Below are 19080 nucleotides of genomic sequence, written 5' to 3' on the forward strand. Positions count from 1 at the left end.
CACCGCACCACCAGCATTTGCCAGATTGGTCAGTCCGCAGCCGATCGAGGTCTTCCTGATTCGGCGAGTCCCCTGTCATACGTACATATTGGCAGGTAGGTCTGACATGAAACTCCCCTTCGCCTGCCCGACGGGGCGAATAGTCGATAAGGAATGTGCAACCGAACCATCCGATATAGCTCGCCGACCGCAGTCGTCTATGTGCTAGCCAGCGAACCGACTACTCCCGATCGACGACCACTTCGAGACTGTCTCGGAGCAAACGAATTTCGTCTGGACTGAGAATAATTTTGTCACCCACGTTGAACCGCGTCACCGTTTTGCACTTGACGCCATGATCTTTAGAAACGACCCCATTGTGATGGGCAATATCGTGCCTCAAGTGCCGCAAATCACCCATGACATCTGACGAAATTTTATTGAGTTCGACTCCCTCAAGCCTCGCGAACTCTGGTCGATAATAATTCTCCCACCGAGCGAAGATGAGCGTGATCCATGCATGAGTGAGCCATTCGCGCAACCAGCCGTTCGTGTCGATTGCGCCATTAAGATCGCTGAGTCGCCATCGAGCATCTATTCGAGCACCCGGTGTGGTGGGCGCGTCTTGGCTGATCGTCATGAGTGGATCAGGATTGCTGGCGGTAGGTCGAATATTGGCCGAATCAGCAAACTTAGACAGACCAAGCTGAGTAAAAACCATCGTACTGGAGGACGTCAAGAATTCGTGGCTCAGCTCGTCGAATAGTTCCTGGCTCATCTAAATAGTATGGCATGGCACTAGTCGCGAGGTTCCAGTGAGAAACTACCCATATGAACCGACCTGTCAACGATATGCAACTCAAAGTTCTTCGCTGGGTGGCCGATGGCGCGGACATAGACAATCCACCGAACGATACGTTCAAGATGAGCGCCGGTGCACTCAGAGACCGAAAACTCATCAAGGTCAGCAAGAGCAACGGAAAGTGGGATGCCACGATCACCGAGATAGGCACCTACTACCTCGAGCACGGCCGATATCCACAAACGAATCGAGCCCCTTTCAACCGCCGTCGAAATCAACTTCCCAAGCCTCGAACCGCACCCAGCAAGTCACCTAAAGACCCGACTGCCGTCACGTCAAAGCCAGAGCCGACACCGACCGCGCCCCACAAATCGCCCGACGTTATCGACATCCCTACTCAGCTGCGCCGTCCGCACAAAGCAGTGCGCGAGATCATTGATCACAAAGCGCGTCTCGAAGTGCCGAAGGAACAGCAGCAACGAGCTCTGCTCATTCTTCACGCCCTTGCTCAAGAAGCGATCCGCCGAGATTGGATAGTGACGCCGAATCCGTCGACGTTCCGTCGCGACCCTTGGACCGACCGTCGTACAAAAGTCTCCCCCGGTGCCGATCTGTTTACGATCGACGCCGGCGACAAACCAGTCGCGATTCGACTTCGGATGCGACAGAAGCGCGTCGACCACGAGCTCACCGAGAAGGAGATCGCCGACAAGGAGAGGTACAGGTGGTCGTTCGCCCCTAAATACGACTTCGTGCAGACGGAGAGGATGAGGCTCGAGATCAGAGAGAGCTCCTCCAATGCATACGTCATTGAAGACACTGTGGCGACACAAATCGAGGACAAGCTGACCCGAGCGGTCGAAGGTATCGCTGCGGCCTCGGTCAAGGAACGCGAACTGGTCGAGCGGCGGCGACAGCGCGACATCGAGATCGCCGAAGAACGACGTCGGGCAGAGATTCTCCGACAGCACGCAGAACGGTATGGTTCGTGGTTCGACACGCTTGATCAACTGAGATCCGATCTCGCCCATCACAGCGAGCTAGCCGACACTGTAGACAGGCTGCGGCACGCTGTGAGGCTCAGAGGTCCTGACGACGAGGACTTCTGTGCACTGGGCGAGTACTTGGCATGGTCCGAGCGGCACCTTGATGCCTCCGACCCGCTCAGGACAATCAGACTGCCGCACGGTGAACGTCCAGATCTGAGTTACGAAGAATGGCGGGAATGGAGCCGTCGAAACCCGAGACGCTGATGAATGGATGCGTGACGGCCTGAAGCCTGTCGGGACAGATCCGTCGTGACCGAGGCCGCTCGGTTCTGGTCCGACTCGACGAACCCGCAATCGTCGAGAATGTAATGATGCTCAGATGAGGATGAAAGTCGCGACGACGGGGCGATGGTCCGACGCCTCAGCAGCATTGAGCCGACCGGGAGAGTCGGTGACTGGTGAAATTTCTGCCCCACCGGTGGTCACCGACTCCACCACACCAGTCAGCGCAAGACTGACCATTATGTAGTCGATGAGCTCGCGCTGGCCACGATAGATTCATGTGAACCGCTCTTCCTCCGGGATCAGCCGATCCAAGTTCCACATTCGATCGGCATCGCCTTTGTCGGTCCGATCGAAGCCGGTCGTGCCGAGCTCCGAGCCACCGGGTCCGAACAGCATCTGCGTCGTGGCCGCCTGAGGTTCGTCATTGAGGTCGCCTGCGACGATGACGCTATTCTCACGTCCGTCGCCACCAAGAAGGTCGACAATTCCGGCGCGAACTGCCGATGCCTCAGCCGCCCGTCAGTGGAGAGCGTAGACGGAGTAGCGTGCACGTTCGACTTCATCCCGGGGTGAGAATCGACCGCCGGAGTACGACAGCAGTTTGGATTTGAGGTGGACTGAGACGATGTCGACTATCTCGCTGTCTTTGCGAATTCGTGCTTTGAGCATGGGGCGACCCATCTGCTCAATCGTTCCGCCCTTGCCATTAACCTGCACGGGCGACAGTCCGTCGGGGAAATCCGAGAATTCTTCGACCTTGGTCCGCGCCGATGTGGACAAAAAAACCCGACACGGATGCCACGGGCGTCGGGCTCGGCTAATGCCGTGCGCCATGTGCCCTTGAGCTGGCCCGCAAGATCATCGAGCGCTGACGGGTCTCCTACATCCTGGACAGCGAGGACATCCGGAGCGAGATCTGTGATCGTCGCGGCCAATGCCTGAAGCCTGCTCTCGTACTCCTGAGAGCTCTTGGGTCCGGAGGTCTCTCCTGGCCGGAATAGGTTTTCGAGATTCCATGTACCGATGGTCACCATGCACACAATCGTGATGGCGCGAAGTGAATGTCCGAGGAACTAGGGGTGGAACAACATGGGAACACGTCGCACGATGATGGCTCGAGATCGTCTGACGGGCCGACCCGGTATCGCGAAGAAGCCTCGGCCCCACGCAAAGTCCGCGAGTCGAGTATTCAATTGACTTGGATTGGATCTCTTGCGTAATCTGTTCTTCGGATATACGAACTATCGTTTTTATATGCGAAAGACAGCGAGGTCATGTCGCGATACAAAAGCCCGGGCACGCGCCCAAAACTCAAACAGTCATTGCTCCCCTTAGCCACTAGCGTGATGCTGGCGGTCACTGCGACCGCTGGCTGTGCGCCAGCGGAAAATCCAGGGAACCCAACACTCAGCCTGGCTGATTCGTATTCTCCCAAGCACCCGTTCGGCAAATACGGTGTCAGCGTCTTCCTCGACAAGCTAGAAGAAGACGGCATCGAAACCGAGTACTACCCGTCAGGTCAGATGGGGAACGCGAAGGATCTTGCCTCTCTCATTTCCACCGACAACATCGACATCGGACCAGCGTCTGCTGCGTATCTGGAAGACAAACTTCCGTTGTCTAGCGTCGGCGACCTGCCGATGATGACGACAGATGCCTGCGTCGCTTCTGATTCGATGATGGACCTCCTCGACGAGGACGGGATCCTCTATAAAGAGGAGTACGAAGACCGCGGACTTCGACCGCTTTGGGTCTCGATCATCCCCGGATACGAAGTGATGACGAGCAAAACCAAAGTCGAAGATCCCGCTGACGTGCGTGGACTGCTCCTCCGTTCCTCGGGTGGCGCATTCGACGTCACCATGGAAACCATTGGAGCATCGGCAGTGAGCATGTCTGCGGCCGATACCTACGAGGCGATGACACGTAACACGGTCGACGGAACCGCCATGCCATTCGTCAGTGTTCCCTCTTACAACCTCGAGCAGGTCGCCAAATATTCGACCAAGGGACTCAACCTCGGCTCTGTTGGTATCCCCTATGTCATCAGTGAACGCACTTGGGATGGTCTTAGCTCGCAGGATCAGGACAAAGTCACTGATGCCGCCACTCAGGCTCAGCAATCGCTGTGCGCTGGCCTCAATAAGGAAAAATCCGAAGCTGAATCACTGATGGAAGACGCCGGCGTCGAATTAGTCCCGATCACCGGTGACGCCAAAGAACAGTGGACGAGTGAACTGAGCCGCGCCAAGTCTGACTGGGCTACCAGCCTCGATTCGGCTGGCCTCCCCGGCACCGAAGTACTGACTGAATTCGAGAAGGCGGTGACCACGAATGAGCGAAATCGATCAAACTCCTGACCATTCCACTGATCGCTACGGCAGCATCCACACGGCGATCGTGTCCACATCAAAATGGTGTGCGATCGTAGCGCTCGCGCTGATCACTGTTCTCATGCTGACTGAGGTAGTGCTTCGATACTTCGCTGGAAGCCCACTTGGGTGGAACGTCTCGTTTATCGAAAAGGTTCTGTTGCCCGCCATCATCTTCCTCGGCATGCCGTGGGGCTACGCAGTCAGCGCACACGTCGCCGCGGACATGCTGTACGAGCACCTTCCTGCCAAAGTGCAGTCGGCCGCACGATGGCTCAGCTTCATCGTCGTCTTCGTGGGAATCGCCGCGTTGGCCATCGCTGGGACGATCACGATGTTCGAAGCGCTCAAACACGGAGACATTCCACCGCCGCTGTCATCCCAGCTGCCGATCTATAGCTGGATCTGGCAGACATTCCTCCCGCTCGGGAGCCTGTTCACCGCTGTAGTCATTCTCCTGGAGTCCAAGACCTTCCTCAAAGGCGGTGCAGCCTGATGCTAGTACTCACCATCACAGCACTCTTGCTGGCGCTCATCCTGCTCCGGATACCGATCGCCTTCGCCATCCTGATCAGCGGCATCGTCGGCCTATTGGCACTCGGCGGACCAGCCGATGTCATCGGCGTACTGATGACGATCCCGCAAAGTGCGGTCAGCAATAATTCGTTGGCAGCTATCCCGCTGTTCATCCTCATGGCACAGTTCGTCCTCCACAGCGGCGCACTCTCCAGCCTGTTCGACTCGGCAAAGGTCCTCGTTGGCCGAATGCGTGGCGGAACGGCACACGCAGCTGTCGGAGCCGGAGCGGTCTTCGCTGCAGTCTCGGGGTCGTCCACTGCCGCGGCAGCCACTCTTGCTCATACCTCGACCGGCGAACTCATTCGCCAGGGCTACGATAAGCGCCTCAGCGCCGGAGTCGTGGCCGCAGCAGGAACGCTGGCGGCCATGATCCCTCCGAGTGTGCTCCTCATCTTCTACGCCATCACAGCCGAAGCAGGAGTCGGACCGACCCTTATCGCCGGGATCATCCCTGGCCTCCTCGTGGCTGTGGCTCTTGTCATCACGATCACCATTCTGATCACGTTCAATTCGTCATCAGCACCACGAGGTGAAGCCAGCACTGGGCGTGAGAAGTTCCGCAGTCTTGCCGGCCTCTTGCCGATCGCTGCGCTCTTCATCATCGTCGTCGGCTTGGTCTTCCTCGGAGTCACGACCGCAACCGAAGCCGCCGCAGTCGGATGCCTGGGCGCACTGGGACTGATGCTCGGCAAGAAGAAGCTCACCTGGGCGAACCTGACAAAATCGTTCGCTGAAGCTCTGAGCTCATCGATCATGATCCTGACGATCATCATGGCCGCCCACGTCTTCGGCCACTTCATCACCGAGTCGCAGGTGACGCCTCATCTGGTCGATTCCCTCTCGGCGCTGCCCATAGCTCCGATCGTCATCGTCGCGATCATCGCCGTTGGATACCTCATCCTCGGCTTCTTCATGGACCAGATGGCGATCATCGCACTGACCGTGCCGGTGACACTGCCCGTTGTCACTGAGCTGGGATTTGATCCAGTCTGGTTCGGAATCGTCGTCATTCTGCTGGCCGAAATCGGGCTCATCACTCCCCCGCTCGGCCTCAACGTCTTCGTCGTCGCTCAAGCAGCCAGAATGCCGGTCGAGGATGTCTTCCGCGGCAGCATTCCGTTCGTCTTCGCGATCTTGGCTGTCGGAGTCCTGCTCTTCGCCTTTCCGCAAATGGTCCTCATACTGCCAGAAATGATGGGAAGTCTATGACGCACACGCAACCCGTGCAGAATACTCAGGTCAAGGGGCCGCTCGACGGACTGATAGTCGTCGAGATCGCCACGGTCATCATGGGCCCCCTGGCCGGACGGCTCTTCGCCAAGCTCGGTGCAGAGGTCATCCACGTCGAAGCTCCCAGCGGAGATGTCATCCGACGGTCCGGCCAATCCCGAAATCCCGGGATGTCAGCCGCCGCGCTCAGCCTAGGAGACGGGAAGAAGAACATCACACTCGACTTCTCAGACGCCGATGACCAGCACACACTTCACGAACTCATCGGAATTGCTGACATCATCGTCACCAACTACCTCCCACGACAACGTCAGAAATACGGGTTCGACTGGGACTCCGTAGCTGAGATCAACCCGCAATGCGTTCTCATCACGGCGCAAGGATTCTCTTCGAACAGCCCAGAACGTGACCGGCCAGCGTACGACGACATCATTCAAGCAGCCAGTGGTCTCAGCGATGTCTATCGCAAATCATTGGGCCGACCCCAATACGCTCCTTACGTCGTGGCCGATAAAGTCTGCGCCCTGACGATGGTCTATTCCGGACTAGCAGCGATCCACCGCCGCCATGTCACCGGACTCGGTCAGTGGGTCGATGTTCCCATGTTCGATGTGATGTCCGACTTCAACATGGTCGAGCAGCTCAACGACTACACCTTCGACCCCCCTCTGGGAGACGCAGGCTGGCACCGCACAATCAATCCCGCTCGGCGACCGCACCCGACCACAGACGGATGGGTCTGCGTGCTCCCCTACAACGACCGACAATGGAGAAACTTCCTCGCCATTGACGATCCAACCGTCACTGACGGAGCTGTACCTTATGCAACGAACCGAGACCGCAACGCCCACGTCGAAGAAACACAGGCCCTCATCGCCGAATTCGCCGCTCACCGGTCGACAAGCGAAGTCGTCAAGCTCTGCCATGACCACGACATTCCGGCCCAAGCAGTGAACAGGATCGAAGACCTCGTCGACGATGAATATCTCAGGCGACGCGGGACCGTGGAGCGGGTCGATCACCCCACAGAAGGCAGCTATTGGCGAACCACGCCGAACGTCGGCTATTCCGAGTCACCGCTGCAGCCAGTCAATCTGGCCTCAACAGCCGACGGAGATCGCGAGGCCATCACGGCAATCATCGAACAAAGGAGAAACAAATGACCAACGAATCGATCAAGCACTATGTCGGTGAGGAACTCGAGGCCTACACTCCTCCGCGCCACACGTTGACATCAAACCTCAGGCTGCTGCCTGGCGACGATGCCGACGGCGCAGTCTCTGTCGTACGCGGAACGATCGAGCTCGGCGGATCTGCACTCCCCCACCGCCATCTGAAGAGCACCCAATTCCTCCACATCCTCTCTGGCCGCTGTTCAGTCGAACTCGGTGCACAAACCCTCGAACTGGGGGGAGGTGACTCTGTGCTGATCCCCACCGACGTTGTTCATCACGTCGAGGTCCTCTCATCAGAGCCACTGGAGCTCATCAACGTCTACTACCCCGCCCTTGCTACCGACGACACGATCGAATGAACATGAAACGTCAGCTTGCGGCCGAGCACGTCAACTAGGCTGGCTTCATGGTTGAGAAGCACCGGACGGTCAGCCGTGTCATCGGCATCCTCGAGTTCGTCGTGCGTTCCTCCAACGGCGCATCCCTTACCGAGATCGCCGAACATTTGGACGCTCCGAAGTCATCCGTTTACGGCTTCGTGCGCGGACTCGAAGCCGAGGGCTACTTGAAGGAAAACGAAGCTGGACACTTCGTCTTCGGCCTCGGTGCTCATACCCTGCTGGCGTCCCAGGCGACTTCACTCGTCGAACTTGCGGCACCTGTGATGAACACGATCGGGAGCGAACTCGGTGAAACCATCACGCTCGCCGTATTCCTCGATCACGAACTGACCTACGTCCACTCTGTCCCGTCCAGCCAGCGGATCGGCTACAACCCCGAGATGCACACCCGCCGACCGCTGTGGCCGACGAGTGCCGGCAAGATTCTTTTGGCAGCGTCGGAGGCTCCAGAGCTCAAGGCGCACGTCTTGACGTCAGAAGATCTCAAGGCGGAGACCCTTGACGCCGAGATCGAATCAGTGCGGAACAGAGGCTACGGCCTCAACATCGGTGAAACCGTCGCAGATGTGTCCGCGTTCGCACTCGGGCTCAAGATCGGCTCGTCTTTGGCCGCAGCCATTACGGTCGGCGGCCCAAACGTCCGAATGCGACCGCATATTGAAGAAATGGTCGGTACTGCTCGTTCGGCGATCAGCAGCAGTGGTCTCGACGTTTGGGCCTTCACCTAGGCGGTGGGGCCCTACCGTTTCGATCGTTCTAGCTGTGAACCGTCCAGTATCCTGTAGTGAACGGCTCTTCACGATATTTCGAAATTCGCCCTCAGCCCGTCGGACGTGCGCCCAATCCTGAAGCCGCCGCCCGCATCGCCCCTTTTGCGTGCTCGACTGTGATCAAATGATTCCCCGCCACGATGTGGAGCCCGTAAGCGTCCTCCAAAGCGACAAGGTTCATGGCCAGCTGTTCGATCGGCATAGTTAGCGAGAAGACTCCCGCTTCTACTCCGGCGGTGAGAACTTGGCGATAGATCTGCATCTGGCGAGTAAACATGCCCTCGACCATCTCGTTGTGTGCAACGGAGGTTCCGGCCAGTACATCGAATTCGTAGAGCAATCGCATGAGCGCATCGTCGGGACCGCTGGGTAGTCCCCCATCGATTGCAGCCGCAAGCTGTTCTTGCGGGTCCGAGATGTCGGCAATAGCGTCGTCTCGACTGTCACAGAAACGCTGCACACCAGCCCGATGAGTCTCCACCAACAACGCATCGAGATCCTCGTAATAGTAGAGAATTGCACCTCTTGTCAGGCCTGCCCGGCGCGCCACGTCCGCCAATGACACGGATCTCAATCCGGATTCGCCAACAGTCTTCAACGTCGCGCTGATGAGAGCTTCCCGGCGGGGTGCCTGATTCTTTGGTCGAGCCATACCTTGACAATATCGCGACTCCGGTGTGACAGTTGTAACCATTCTTTGACAGCATCGTCAAAGAATGAGCCAATACCGTGCACTGCCGCACGCGAAAGAGGAAACCCGATGCTTGATCTTCTGCTCACTAACACTCTCGTGCGTACGTTCGACCCCAACCAGCCTTGGGCAGAATCCGTCGGAATCACCGATGGCAGGATTGCCTACGTGGGAAACTCGACGGACGCCCCACCCGCTCGAGAGACCCGCCGTCTCGACGGAAAACTGGTGACGCCGGGAATCATCGACAGTCACAACCACCTTCTACTTGGCTTCGACCCAGACGCCGTCAGTCTCGAAGGCGCAGAAAGCCTCGGCGAGGTGAGAGACCGAATCCGTCGACTCGCCGACGAACGTCCAGACCTCGATTGGGTCTGTGCAGAAAACGCGGTCTACTCAATTGTCGACGGCCGTCGCCCCAATGCCCGAGACCTCGACGGGATCACCGAACGCCCGATATTCGTGACCACCTATGACCAGCACTCGGTCTGGCTCAACGCCTCAGCTTTGCGCGCTCTGGGGATTACTTCCGGTCACGACATAGCTTGGGGGAACCCAGAGTTCGATCGCGACGGCCAACCGACTGGTTGGGTCACTGATTTCTACACATCGGCGATGACCAGCGCCGGTCTGTCGGCACTACAACGCGACATCCCCATGTACTCACCTGAACGTCGTTACAAGAAGATCCTCGGCAGCCTTGAAATGGCCACCCGCTCGGGGATAACGACTGTGGTCGAGCCCCAGGTCCCCGTGGCCGAGATCGGCCTCTTCGACAAAGCCCTATGTGAAGGCAAGCTCAGCTCCCGGGTCATCGCGGCTCTCTTCCACCCCATCGACTCCGCGCCCGAGTTCCGCCGGGAACTGCGTGAAGCAGTAGATGACGCGCCTCACAGCGACAGACTCCGTTTCGGCCCAGTCAAGCTCTACGCAGACGATGTCATCGAACCGCACACTGCTTGGATGCTCGATGACTACGCCAATCGCCCCGGTCACCGCGGACATCCATCCGCACCAGTCGGAGAACTGAGCAAAATCGTCACCGAGCTCGACCGCATGGGATTCCAGACGCACACCCACGCGACTGGTGACGGCGGCGTCCGACTGGCTCTCGACGCCATCGAGAGCGCGCAGCAGACCAACGCCACGCGCGACCGTCGCCACGGAATCGTCCACGTCGAATGCCTTGACCCCACTGATTTCCCCCGTTTCGAAAAGCTCGGCGTCACTGCGGCTATGCAACCTCGGCATGCTTCCCCCGATCTCATCCAAGGAACGTGGATGGACAATGTCGGGCAAGACCGCTGGGACCGGGCATGGCGGGTGCGCTCCCTCATGTCTTCGGGTGCCCATGTCGCGCTGTCCAGTGACTGGCAGGTCGGCGAAATGGACCCTTTGGTTGGTATCTACTCTGCGCTGACACGAGCTAGCCTCGACGGTAGCGAGAAGTGGACGCAGAACGAGATCATCACCCTGGACCAAGCCCTATACGGGTACACCCGCGAAGGAGCCTGGGCTTGGCATGCCGAAAATCATCTCGGCGTTCTCAAACTGGGCGCGAAGGCGGACATCGTCGCCTGGTCCGCCGATCTGTATGAACTCGACCCCTCCAGTCTGCTAGAACAACGAGCCGAACTGACTATCGTCGGCGGAGAAATCGTGCACGACGCAGTGGACGACTACACGCGCTTCGACGTTGCAGCAAAGACGTTGAACCCCGACAGAAGCTGCTCCGGCCACGCTTCGCACTAAGACCGCAAAAGAACAACACCGCTGCCGCCGTCAATGACGACTGAAAGGCACAGAACATGCAAACCGGCCCCACGAAAAACGAGCCAGAGACCGTCGAGAGCCCTACCAACGTCAACGTCGGAGAGCGCAAGCTACGACGTCGGTTGAAACTTCGCCACATAGTATTCCTGGGCCTTGCTTACATGGCACCGTTGGCGGTTTTCGACACATTCGGCATCGTAGCCGAGGCCACCGACGGACGAGTGCCGTTGGCCTACATCCTGATCATCATCGCGGTCACGATCACGGCACTGAGCTACGCGAAGATGTCACGGTACTACCCGGGTGCCGGTTCGGCCTACACCTATGCGAAAGAGACACTCAATCCCCATATCGGCTTCATGGTTGGATGGGCTGCGACTCTTGACTACCTTCTCCTGCCGATGCTCAATGCCTTGCTGGCCGCGATTTACATGGGAGCCGTACTTCCAGGAGTTCCAGCCTGGGTGTGGGTGCTGTCCACGATCGTCATCTGTACCGTACTCAACATCGTCGGTGTCAAACTCGCAGCCCAAGTGAACATCATCCTTGTTGTCGTCCAAATCGTCGTCGCCCTTGCATTCTTGTTCTTCGCCATCCGCAACATCTCCCTCGGCGTCGACGGAGCTGCGCTCAGTCTCACCCCGTTCGACCCCGCCGGAATCCCGCCCGGAGCCTTGCTCGGCGGCGCTTCGCTGCTAGCACTGTCATTCCTGGGATTCGACGCAATCACGACGATGTCTGAAGAAGCCATCCGCCCCAAGACCGACATCCCTCGCGCGATCATTCTCATCGTCATCTGTGCCGGCGTGTTTTTCGTCGCAATCACATATGCCATGCAACTTCTCTTCCCCGACGTGTCCACGGTCGGAGACATTGTGGGCGCTTCCCCTGAAATTGCCAAATACATCGGTGGAGCACTCTTCCAGGCTCTATTCGTCGGCGGATACATGTTCGCGGTACTGGGCTGCGGCCTCACCCAGCAGATGAGCGCTGCCCGATTGCTCTATGCGATGGGCAGAGACGGAACACTTCCTAAGCGCATGTTCGGTCGCATCAATCGCCGCACAGGAGTTCCAGTGTTCAACGTGGCAATCATCGCCGTGCTGGCCTGTTCCGCGATGTTCCTCGACCTTGAATCAGCGGCCTCACTGATCAACTTCGGAGCCTACGTCGCGTTCGGTGCTGTCAATCTTTCGCTCATCGTTGCGACAATCAAGCACTTGCGACCTGCAGGTCGGATCGGACCTATTGCTGGAATCGTATTGCCAACCTTTGGCGTGATCATCAATCTCGCTCTCTGGCTGAGCCTTGATGCGAATGCCAAGATCGTTGGGCTGGTCTGGGCACTCGTCGGATTCGCATTCCTTCTCATCAATACACGAGGCTTTCGCAATCCCGCGCCGGCAATGTCCGAGCCTGAAATGGACTAGATGGGTGCACCAGCAAGCGATTGCGAGGTCAACTTACCTCACCTCATTTGGTCAGCAAGGGAGCGTCTCTCGTTGATTCGCCGACAGTCTGTTCACGCGACACTATTGTGCTATCACGCCCCGATAAGCGCGACTATTCGACCACTAGCAAAGAGTCCATATTTACACTTTTGATTGCCCTGCTACGCGAGCGACCGCGATCATGCGCGCCCTTTTGTGTTGGGACTGCGAGCCGGCATCCAGCTGAGGATACCGGCTCGCTAGCTCTGAGTTGAAATTTCTGGTCAAGTGCCCGACATGATTCCTGTATTTCCGTGCGGCCTCTGCCCGCTGCGAGTAATGAAGTCGAGAAACAGGGGCAAGGAAACGAGTGCTATTAAGGCAGTAACTGCGACATAGATACCCGTGGAGAAGGGGGTGTACTCAGTGGCCCATGCCATGAAAGCAGGAGTCATTCCTGCGAAGAAGATACCTACTATGTTGTAGGACAACGAGGTACCAGTCGATCGGACGTGCGTTGGAAAGATCTGCGCGATTCCTGACGGAATGATCCCCGCGTATCCTGACACCGCGACACAGATAACCACGTGAACGATAAGTAGCATTGGCAATGTTGGCGCACTGTGCAGTACGAGGAGTCCGACTATCGGCACTACGCCGACAACGATGATCGCTACGGTGAGTGCTCTTCTGAAGCCGATCTTCTGCGCGATTACAGCCGACCCGACACAAGCGAAGATCATCGCAATGTTCCCGAGGAGTGACGCGAGGAACGCGTTGTTGGCAGTGAAACCAAGTCCTGAGGCTTCCATTGAATAGTAGGTCGGTCCGAAGATCACCAGCGCGTATACACTGACGTGCCAGACGATGGCCATGAGTCCAGCAATGATCATGTTCTTCCAGTAGCTGCTGAAGAGCGTTCGAATGGGCTTTCGAACCTCTTCGGAGCCGTTATTCTGCATGTCCGCGAACTCATTGGTCTCGGAGAGTTTGGACCGGATGTACAGTGCGACTGGGATGATAAGCAGACCGATGAAGAAAGGAATTCGCCATGCCCACTGGGTCACTTGTTCGTCGGTGAAGAAGGTTGTGATTGCCAGTCCGATGACGGCCGACAATGCGTTGGAGATGCCCATAGTTCCCTGCAACCATCCGACGACCTTGATCTTCTGGTCGGCAGGAGCTTTTTCCACGAGGTAGGAAGTCGCACCTCCAATTTCGCCGCCGGCGGAGAAACCTTGGAGGAGCCGTCCGACGAAGAGGAGGATGGTTGCCCCGACTCCCAGTACTCCAATTGGCGGTGCAAAGCAGATGATAAATGTGCCTGCTGCCATAAGTGTCACGGTGAGCATCAATGTTGCTTTGCGGCCTTTAAGGTCCCCGTAAGCGCCGAGGTAAAGCGCTCCGAGCGGCCGCGCGACATAGCCTACGCCGAAGACGATGAATGTGCTGATGAGACCGCTTACCGTATCACCTGTACGGAAGAAGTTTGCGCCGATGTAAGCCGCGAAGAATGCGTAACTTGAGAAGTCGAACCACTCGAGGACGTTTCCTGCCATCGAACCAGCGATGACTTTCCGAAGCGGTTCTTCTTCGCTGCTCTTTTTTTGGTGATTTACTTCGTCGGCTGCTTGTTTGCTGAACATAATTCTCCTATCGCTCCGCACGCCAATGTGCGGAACTTCTCAATCATGAAAACTCACGCGTCGCGATGGTCCTAGTGGGTTATCGCGCTGCGAGAAAATCAGTATCCGCGTGCGAAGACTCGACCTCGGCGGGCCGGATCGTTAACCGTCCATCAGAGATGCCGCCGAAAATTCCGCTACCCCAGCGCTCGCTCAGCTCAAGGAAGTCCTGCAGTATCGATGTGCCTTCTTCTCCCTGAGCAATGCGTGGCCGGCCTCGCGTCTGCGGCTTCTGTCCGAGGTCCAAAGTCACTGGATAGATCTCGATCGTGACCAAGTCTTCCTCGTCATAGCTCAGCACTGGGATGACCGTCCTCCAGTACCAACCTTCCGAGGGAAATCCTTTGGTATCGAGTTCAGTCCTTGCGTCAAAGATCTGACTGGGTGTATTCGATCCTGGAATTCGAAACGTCTTGTAACTATCGGACGGGAGCTGTTCGACCAGTTCATTCTGTCCAATGAAGTTTCCGAGGCTGTAGAAGATCGGCTTGCCTCGGTAGATTTCGAGTGGTCGCAGAAAATGTGGACCGTGCCCGACGACGACGTCAGCACCGAACTCAATGGCTTTGCGAGCGAATTCGATAGTGAACTCTGCGGGGTCGGTGAGGTCGTCACCCTGCTCATGTGAATGGATCGAGACGATGACTACATCGCTCCGACGCTTGGTTTCAATGACCCAGCGTTCCAGGTTTTCGAGCGACTCTGGAGTACATCTGGTGGTGATGCAGTTTCGGGTCGATGGGATGAAAGTTCCACCGAGGAATGGCAGGTCCGCTGGGTCAGCTGGAGGGAACTCGAAGCCCAGTTTGATTTCGCGCCGTCGTCGATCTTCGAGTCCAAGGTCTTCTGCAATCCTGCGTAGCGCAGAATAGCTGTCATCATCGAGTTCGTAGCGTGTTTCGAATGCTATGGGGTTCAGCCCCGGGCGGCCCTGGAGGTCTGGCCTTTGTGCACTTGCTTCGTGTCCTGAGGCGAATGTCGCAGAATAGGACAGCAGACCGACGCTTCCGTTCGCTGTATCTAGATACGCGGGCTGCTGGGCACGATCGAGGTGCTCCCCTACACCAGAAAAGGCCAAGTTTCTGCCTCTCATCTGTTTGATGACCTCTAGCAGGCCGGTGACGCCGTAGTTGAGCGAGTGGTTGTTTGCCGCTGAGAAGAGATTGAAACCGAAGTCGGTCAGCTCGTCGAGCATCTCATCTCGGCAACCGAAATGAGCCCCACCGGATTCCTTGGTTGGGTACCCCACGAAATTTCCTGGCAAGCATTCGAGGTTGGTGAACGCGACGTCGGAATCTTGCACCAGTTCGTATAGATCATTAGAGCCAGGCAGATTGGTTCGCAGTCCTCGCCGCATGACAATGCTGTCGCCAGTGACAGTGATCTTCTTTTTCATTACGCGCTCACCTGCTCGAGTTTGTCGAGACGCACGAGCGTCTCTGCCAATGTATGAATGCCGACGGCAATATCATTTGTCGAAGTGAATTCGTCGGGTCGATGGCTATGGCCACCGGCGGAGGGTACGAAGATCATGCCCATCGGCCCTAGATGAGCCATGTGCGCGGCATCGTGCCCGGCTCCCGACGGTACGGACATCCAGCTATACCCGAGCTCCTCTGCAGTCATCGCAATGTTGTCCTGCAGCGCAGTATTCGCGGGAACAGGATCTTGGCTAGTCAGCCACTCAATGAACTGGGACACGCCTCTTTGCTCTGCGATCTCTCCGATGCGTTGAGCGATTTCTCGCTTGGCCCCGTGGAGCCATTGCGCGTCGGTTGAACGGATCTCAGCCTGTATGTGTGTTTCGTTTGGCACCACGTTGAATGAGCCTGGCCATGATTCGATGTTTCCTGTGGTCGCCACCCCGTGGATCGGGGCACCGCAGCCCGTGCGTTCGACCGCGAGCACCGATTCCGCAGCGGCGACAAGCGCATCGTGGCGAGAATTCATCGGCGTTGCCCCCGCATGGTCAGGTTCACCGATGAACTTTGCCAGCAATCTATCGATGCCGGCGATGGCAGTCACGACGCCGATCTGCTTGTTTTCGCGTTCCATCGACGGTCCCTGCTCAATGTGGAGTTCGATGTAGGCGTGAAGCGAATTGGGTTTCCACGCACTTCGGAGAGTGTCGTTAGCGTCCAGCCCATATTTCATAATGGCGTCCCCGAGCTTCTCGGACGACTCGTCAGCGAGCGATAGGTGATCCCGAGTCAGGCGGCCTGACATCGATCGCGATCCTACGCAGGCGACGCCAAACCGATTGGGTTCCTCGCCGAGAAAGTCGACAACGTATAGATCGTGCTCGAGTGTGGCCCCAGCCTCGCGCAGGGCGCTGACTGTTTCGATAGCTCCAAGAACTCCAACTACACCGTCGAACCGACCTCCGTTGCGGACCGTGTCGGTGTGGGACCCGGTCATGATTGGTTTAAGGGTCTGGCCGCGTGTGGATGCCTTCCCCGGAAGATGACCGACGATGTTGCCGGAAGCATCGAATCGGGTCTTGAGGCCAGCGTCTTCCATCTTGCGGCGAATGAAGTCTCGAGAGGCTTTGTACGGCTCGGAGAGGACTTCACGTGTCCATCCCGCGTGCGCGTCATCGTTGAATTCGGAAAGATCATTCAGATTTGCTTCAAATGAAGCTATATGGAGGTTAAGGTCATGATTCTTCATTGTCAGTGTCCTGTGGATTATTTGGGTTCCAAATGAACCTTGTGTTCGCTGTTGCCAACTTGGCGGTCAGGTCGTGGCTGGTCTGTTTGAGGTCTTGGACGAGGTTGCCGACGTCTCTAGGCATCTGTGAAGACGGCGCGACTAGAGACAGGCATGCGATGGCTTCTCTGCCGTAGAAGACCGGAACGCCCACACCGGCCCATCCAGCCTGGACTTCCGCCAATGTGTGGTCGTACCCACGGGCTTTGATTGTTCGGATCTTGTCGTTCAGTGACTGAGCATCGGGGGTGTTGGCTGTGTACTTCTTTTGGGTGCTCTTCTGAACACGGTCGACGACGTCGGGTGACGAATACGCCAGCAAGGGAGTCGCTGATGCAGCGGCGTAAAGTGGTCGTGTCTCTCCGACTCGAAATACCGGCGAACCGAACCGCCCGGCATGCACGCCGTCCAGTGTCAGTGCCAATGTATTCACCCGCACCGTGAGCAGCGATGTCAGCCCGCTCGAAGAAGCAAGAGTCCTTAGCAGCGGTGCGGCAAAGATCACCAAGTGTTCGTTGCCGCCCGTGTCGGTGTCAGTGAGCCGTCCTCCTGCGTGGATCGCTCCGTCAGTCTCAATGACAAACCCTGCTTTTTGCAGCTGACGAATGATGCGGTACGTCGTTGCCAACGGGAAGTCTGCTGCGTCGGCGAGTTCCTTAATGCTCGACCCCGACATTTTCGAGGAGAGATACAGCAGTCCCAACGTTCGCGCGATGACTGTAGAACCCTCTTCACCGGTGTTGAGAATTCGTTCGAACTCGCCGTCCACAACTACGTCACCTTCTGGTCTGCAGCTCACCAGAACCCGAGCTGACTTGACCTGTCTGAGCCGAATAGATCTCTTTGCCACGAAGAATAGTCTTCTCAACGCGACCACCAGGACGCAGTCCAGCGAACGGCGTCCATCCAGCGTTCGACTTCTGTTCTTCGTCAGTGATTTCATAGTCGCTGTCGGGGTTGTAGAGAACTAGATCGGCGTCGTAGCCGATAGCGATCCGGCCCTTGCGATCACCTAGACCGAATCGGTTCGCTGGTCCCTCCGATACGGCTCGAACGACGTTATGGAACTCTCCTGACGGATTTGGATCATTTTTAAGCGCCTGTCCAAGTGGCACAATTCCCAGGGTCTGTACCCCGGGGACCCCGGAAGAGTTCTTCAATACCTCGGGATTGGACTTCTTATCCATCTGCCACGGAGCGTGATCAGAGGATATAACGGGAACTAGCCCATTTCGGATCCCGTCCCAGAGTCCGTGGACGTGTTCTCGAGATCGTAGCGGGGGGTTCACTTTGAGCCTTGCTCCCTGTTTCTTCATGTCATCTTCTGTGAATGTCAGATACTGAGGGCAGGATTCGAGAGTGATGTCGGCTCCGTCGTTTCGCCACCACTGAGCGAGCTTGATCGCACGGGGAATCGACATGTGGCACAGATGCAGGGCGGCACCTTTGTCTGCCGCGATCTCCATCGCAGTGAGTACACCGAGCGACTCAGAGACCGGAGGGCGGGTGATGACGTGTGTCATCGGGTCAAGTGGGTTCTCCTTCTGCGCTTGAGCGGAGAGTTCCTGAACGATCTCATTGTTCTCGGCATGAACGCACAATGTTGTATCGTTCGCGGCAATCGCTGCCATGGTGTTGAGCAGCTCGGCATCGCTGGTTCGAGGAAATCGAAACGAATCAGTATGAAATGTCGAAACTTTGAAACCGATGGCACCGGCTTCGACCATGCTGTCAGCTTCGCGCCAGCCTCCTCCTGGCCACAGAGTTCCGAGGAGGGCGACGTCAACGTTGGCCTCCTCGTAGACGAGGCCCTGTTTCCTTTTGAGAATCTCGGCGTCTTTGACCGGGCCGCTGGCGTCGAAAGGCATTTCGATGATGGTGGTGACACCGCCGGCAGCCGCAGCTCGTGTGGCGGCGTCGATGCCTTCGCCCTCTTCGGAGTAGCAGTGAACGTGGGCGTCGACAAAGCCTGGCAGCAGGTAGGCGTCCCCACCATCAATAACGTGCCTAGCATCGACGCCCGTGAGTGGGTCGTTCCCGAATATCACGTCGACGATTCGACCTGCGTTGACGATGACAGCTCCCCGACGGTAATTTCCATCCGAGTCGGCAAGCTGTCCAATGACTGCGCTGTCTATTTTTTGGTTCATGCAGACAGTTCATACTCGACATGAGAATCAAACAATGCGATTCGCATGGCATGAGAAAAT

Annotated in this window: 17 protein-coding genes; 9 read left to right on the top strand and 8 right to left on the bottom strand. The window is 57.2% G+C overall.

The genetic code is table 11. The features are described from left to right. Window positions 1-220 precede the first annotated feature (220 nt). Window positions 221-757 carry a hypothetical protein gene (locus HIM68_RS04360; RefSeq protein ID WP_172169866.1) on the bottom strand — a complete coding sequence of 179 codons (537 nt, stop codon included), beginning with the start codon at window positions 755-757 and terminating at the stop codon, window positions 221-223. Between the two features lie 53 nt (window positions 758-810). Between HIM68_RS04360 and HIM68_RS04365 the strand changes: the two genes are divergently transcribed. After that, window positions 811-2034 carry a hypothetical protein gene (locus HIM68_RS04365; RefSeq protein WP_172169868.1) on the top strand — a complete coding sequence of 408 codons (1224 nt, stop codon included), beginning with the start codon at window positions 811-813 and terminating at the stop codon, window positions 2032-2034. Between the two features lie 540 nt (window positions 2035-2574). Here HIM68_RS04365 and HIM68_RS04370 read toward each other — a convergent pair. Further along, window positions 2575-2835, bottom strand: coding sequence for a hypothetical protein (locus HIM68_RS04370; RefSeq protein WP_172169870.1), 261 nt, complete (start codon window positions 2833-2835; stop codon window positions 2575-2577). A gap of 566 nt (window positions 2836-3401) precedes the next feature. Here HIM68_RS04370 and dctP point away from each other — a divergent pair. Genes dctP through HIM68_RS04400 form a run of 6 tightly spaced genes read left to right on the top strand, consistent with a single transcriptional unit; the run spans window position 3402 to window position 8540 of the window. Continuing rightward, window positions 3402-4415, top strand: a complete 1014-nt coding sequence (dctP, locus tag HIM68_RS04375; RefSeq protein ID WP_253903705.1) for a TRAP transporter substrate-binding protein DctP — start codon at window positions 3402-3404, stop codon at window positions 4413-4415. Next, window positions 4390-4923, top strand: coding sequence for a TRAP transporter small permease (locus HIM68_RS04380; RefSeq protein ID WP_172169874.1), 534 nt, complete (start codon window positions 4390-4392; stop codon window positions 4921-4923). The genes dctP and HIM68_RS04380 overlap by 26 nt, the downstream gene beginning before the upstream one ends. Next, window positions 4923-6215, top strand: coding sequence for a TRAP transporter large permease (locus tag HIM68_RS04385; RefSeq protein ID WP_172169877.1), 1293 nt, complete (start codon window positions 4923-4925; stop codon window positions 6213-6215). The genes HIM68_RS04380 and HIM68_RS04385 overlap by 1 nt, the downstream gene beginning before the upstream one ends. Further along, window positions 6212-7399 carry a CaiB/BaiF CoA-transferase family protein gene (locus tag HIM68_RS04390; RefSeq protein WP_172169880.1) on the top strand — a complete coding sequence of 396 codons (1188 nt, stop codon included), beginning with the start codon at window positions 6212-6214 and terminating at the stop codon, window positions 7397-7399. Before HIM68_RS04385 ends, HIM68_RS04390 begins: the two co-directional genes overlap by 4 nt. Then, window positions 7396-7770, top strand: a complete 375-nt coding sequence (locus HIM68_RS04395; protein WP_172169883.1) for a cupin domain-containing protein — start codon at window positions 7396-7398, stop codon at window positions 7768-7770. The genes HIM68_RS04390 and HIM68_RS04395 overlap by 4 nt, the downstream gene beginning before the upstream one ends. 47 nt (window positions 7771-7817) lie before the next feature. Continuing rightward, window positions 7818-8540 carry an IclR family transcriptional regulator gene (locus HIM68_RS04400; RefSeq protein WP_253903706.1) on the top strand — a complete coding sequence of 241 codons (723 nt, stop codon included), beginning with the start codon at window positions 7818-7820 and terminating at the stop codon, window positions 8538-8540. A gap of 91 nt (window positions 8541-8631) precedes the next feature. On the opposite strand, the gene HIM68_RS04405 is transcribed toward HIM68_RS04400, so the two are convergent. Then, the gene (locus HIM68_RS04405; protein WP_172169889.1) at window positions 8632-9234 is read right to left on the bottom strand and encodes a TetR/AcrR family transcriptional regulator; all 603 of its coding nucleotides are present in this window, start codon (window positions 9232-9234) and stop codon (window positions 8632-8634) included. Window positions 9235-9342: 108 nt separating this feature from the next. Here HIM68_RS04405 and HIM68_RS04410 point away from each other — a divergent pair, with 108 nt between their 5' ends. Together HIM68_RS04410 and HIM68_RS04415 are read left to right on the top strand one after the other, a co-directional pair. Then, complete coding sequence (locus HIM68_RS04410) at window positions 9343-11025, top strand: amidohydrolase (RefSeq protein WP_172170305.1); 1683 nt, start codon at window positions 9343-9345, stop codon at window positions 11023-11025. 56 nt (window positions 11026-11081) lie between these two features. After that, the gene (locus tag HIM68_RS04415) at window positions 11082-12476 is read left to right on the top strand and encodes an APC family permease (protein ID WP_172169892.1); all 1395 of its coding nucleotides are present in this window, start codon (window positions 11082-11084) and stop codon (window positions 12474-12476) included. Between the two features lie 284 nt (window positions 12477-12760). Here the strand turns inward: HIM68_RS04415 and HIM68_RS04420 are convergent, their stop codons facing one another. The 5 genes from HIM68_RS04420 to HIM68_RS04440 all read right to left on the bottom strand — a co-directional run bounded on the left by HIM68_RS04420 (window position 12761) and on the right by HIM68_RS04440 (window position 19020). Then, window positions 12761-14122 carry an MFS transporter gene (locus HIM68_RS04420; protein WP_172169895.1) on the bottom strand — a complete coding sequence of 454 codons (1362 nt, stop codon included), beginning with the start codon at window positions 14120-14122 and terminating at the stop codon, window positions 12761-12763. Between the two features lie 79 nt (window positions 14123-14201). Beyond that, window positions 14202-15557 carry a CapA family protein gene (locus HIM68_RS04425; protein WP_172169898.1) on the bottom strand — a complete coding sequence of 452 codons (1356 nt, stop codon included), beginning with the start codon at window positions 15555-15557 and terminating at the stop codon, window positions 14202-14204. Further along, window positions 15557-16831, bottom strand: a complete 1275-nt coding sequence (locus HIM68_RS04430) for a M20 family metallo-hydrolase (protein ID WP_172169901.1) — start codon at window positions 16829-16831, stop codon at window positions 15557-15559. The genes HIM68_RS04425 and HIM68_RS04430 overlap by 1 nt, the downstream gene beginning before the upstream one ends. After that, on the bottom strand, window positions 16818-17639 hold the full coding sequence (locus HIM68_RS04435; protein WP_172169904.1) for an IclR family transcriptional regulator C-terminal domain-containing protein: 822 nt from the start codon (window positions 17637-17639) through the stop codon (window positions 16818-16820). The genes HIM68_RS04430 and HIM68_RS04435 overlap by 14 nt, the downstream gene beginning before the upstream one ends. 7 nt (window positions 17640-17646) lie before the next feature. Continuing rightward, window positions 17647-19020, bottom strand: a complete 1374-nt coding sequence (locus HIM68_RS04440) for a dihydroorotase family protein (RefSeq protein WP_172169907.1) — start codon at window positions 19018-19020, stop codon at window positions 17647-17649. Window positions 19021-19080: the final 60 nt, after the last annotated feature.

This window comes from Brevibacterium sp. CT2-23B, from assembly GCF_013168765.1.
Classification (GTDB): Bacteria; Actinomycetota; Actinomycetes; order Actinomycetales; family Brevibacteriaceae; genus Brevibacterium; species Brevibacterium sediminis.